This is a genomic window from Kluyvera intermedia (genome assembly GCF_021440345.1).
GTDB lineage: Bacteria > Pseudomonadota > Gammaproteobacteria > Enterobacterales > Enterobacteriaceae > Kluyvera > Kluyvera intermedia_A.
Map to the genome: position 1 here is coordinate 1 of NZ_JAKCNS010000181.1, position 1,311 is coordinate 1,311.

General features: G+C 33.0%; 1 protein-coding gene and 1 pseudogene. Both read right to left on the reverse strand.

Going from position 1 to position 1,311, the window contains the following annotated elements; all coding sequences use genetic code 11:
• Nucleotides 1–94: 94 nt before the first annotated feature.
• A complete protein-coding gene (locus LZ634_RS22600; protein WP_234508963.1) occupies nucleotides 95–907 on the reverse strand; it encodes a glycosyltransferase in 813 nt (270 codons plus the stop codon).
• A gap of 55 nt (nucleotides 908–962) precedes the next feature.
• Nucleotides 963–1,311: pseudogene (locus LZ634_RS22605) on the reverse strand (WavQ); the annotation flags it as partial.

The window sequence follows — 1,311 nt, forward strand, 5'->3', positions numbered from 1 at the left end:
ACTCACCTTCGAAATCTGGAGATACCATTAATACTTTCATAACTCCTCATTAAATCTCAAATATATATAATAAATCATAAAAACCTAATCACCACTAATACTTACCTCTTAATATTGAATATATACGCATGAGAAAAAACGTTGGTAATAGTCGAGGTAATGCCCGGATCAAGAAAATGTAAAATGCGTGAATAACACCATCAATTGCTAGTTCATATTTTAATTTTGATATCAAAAACTCGCTTTTTATGTATGACCACCCTTTTCGTCTAGAGATCATACCATTACCTATCCGAGTAAAAACTAACACCTCAGACAAATTATATGTTTGATAACCGCCAGACAATAACCTGAGCCATAAATTATAATCTTCCATATATAAGTGGTGTTTATATCCCCCAATACTCTCAATAACATCCTTTTTAAAAATAACAGTCATATGATTAAATGGATTGCGGAACTTAGCATATTTAAAAATTTCATCGTGTTTATTCTTAGAAAATCTAATTATATTTAAATCATGAACCTGACATTTGAACTCTTCAATGGCACCACCTATTAACGCCACATTTTCATGCGACTTCAAATACTCGATCTGTAGTTGAAATCTATTAACATCACAAATGTCATCAGTATCCATCCTGGCAATGTAATTACTGTCACAATACTTCAACCCAATATTAAGTGCATTACCTAAACCTACACATTCAGAAAGAGGTACAATCTTCAACGGTAAAGACTTAAGCCATCGATTCAATATTAAATGAAGAGGTTCTGATATAGGCCCATCAAGAACCATTACTATTTCTGTTGCTTGTAAAGACTGTTTAGATAAGCTATCTAAGCATAAATCAAGATGCTCTGGTGATTCTTGATTGTATAATGACATTAAAACAGAGAAATTCATTAAATCTCCATAATAAAAGCAGAAAGACTAACAAATATGGGATGACACTAGAGTGCTATGATTTTTCTTTAAAGAAAAAAGTCTTCAACTCTGCGATACACTTATTCACACGCTCAAGGCTTAACTCGTGTTCCTTTATAATATGTTGTTCCACTTTATCTTTTGTGTTCATTGCCCATTCTTGCTGCTCGATATCAAATCCGTATGCAATTCCATACCGGTCTTGAATATTTGGATACCAATCATGTAGTGATACACCTTTTCCTGGGACCACATAAGACTCGCAACCACTTAATACAGCAAAAAGAGAATAAGCTGTATAGTCATCATAGCAGATAAATTTTTTCGCACTTTTGAATATATCAGCTGTCTGTTTATGACTTAATGATCTTGACCCTCCATCT

What these genes read in the sequence shown, in the direction of transcription:
- LZ634_RS22600 (WP_234508963.1), bottom strand. Translation starts at nt 907, where the DNA reads ATGAATTTCTCTGTTTTAATGTCATTATACAATCAAGAATCACCAGAG.